General features: G+C 47.2%; 2 protein-coding genes. Both read right to left on the bottom strand.

Annotation, left to right across the window (positions count from 1 at the left end):
• Positions 1 to 64 precede the first annotated feature (64 nt).
• Positions 65 to 616, bottom strand: a complete 552-nt coding sequence (repA, locus tag KHQ28_RS14275; RefSeq protein ID WP_022631532.1) for a plasmid replication initiator RepA — start codon at positions 614 to 616, stop codon at positions 65 to 67.
• On the bottom strand, positions 609 to 686 hold the full coding sequence (gene tap, locus KHQ28_RS14270) for a RepA leader peptide Tap (protein WP_014386216.1): 78 nt from the start codon (positions 684 to 686) through the stop codon (positions 609 to 611). Before tap ends, repA begins: the two co-directional genes overlap by 8 nt.
• Positions 687 to 778: the final 92 nt, after the last annotated feature.

The raw sequence follows: 778 nt of genomic DNA, 5'->3' as shown, positions 1-778 counted from the left end.
CCCCTGCCAGAAACGGATCTGTTCATCCATATCCAGCTGACTCCAGTGTTGCGGATTGTGCGCATTACTCATCTGCACTCTCCCTGCCGCTGTTTTTGGCGGCCAGACACTTCAGTCTGGCTTCGCTCAGAGAGAGTGGAAATACGCCAAGAAATTCGAACAGCTTAGGGGTGAAAAAAATCTCAGCAGTTGAATAGCAATCCGATGAGCAGGCAACAAATTCAAAATCTTTTTCCAGCGATTCCAGTGCCCTGATTGCTCGTGTAATGGACACTTCGCCAGAAAGAGATTTAGTTGCAAGTCCGCACTCCAGGGCAATCTCCCTGAGTGAGCGCAGAACTTTATTTGACAGGGGATCGTAATAAAAACACATCGCCATGAGCAACGCATTCATCGCTCTGCGGCGCAAAAATGGGGGTTTACGTTTTCGTATTCCGTCCCTACGCGACATCGCTGATGCGATATCGAAACTGAAGCTTTCAGTGAAACCATTGGCTTTTACCATAAGTTTCAGCGAGAAAGGCCAGGGAGTGTAGTCCTGGGGAACCGTGAAAACAGGTTCAGGATTGTTTACCTGAACATACTTGCATGAGCTTTGTTGGTTATGATCAGTCACCGCTTCCTGCGCTTATGTTGCACAGAAGGAGCGAATGACACAGAAACTGAGCTTGAAGTTTTCTGAGCATGTACATATACTCCCTGCATAGAGCAACAGCTTCTATGCAGTTTATGAGGGCCCCGTTAATCTTTTCCTTCCGCCAAGATTGAAGAAGATTAT

The sequence above is a fragment of the Klebsiella sp. 28 genome (assembly GCF_018223905.1).
Classification (GTDB): domain Bacteria; phylum Pseudomonadota; class Gammaproteobacteria; order Enterobacterales; family Enterobacteriaceae; genus Klebsiella; species Klebsiella pneumoniae.
This window is presented reverse-complemented; position numbering and strand designations above follow the sequence as displayed.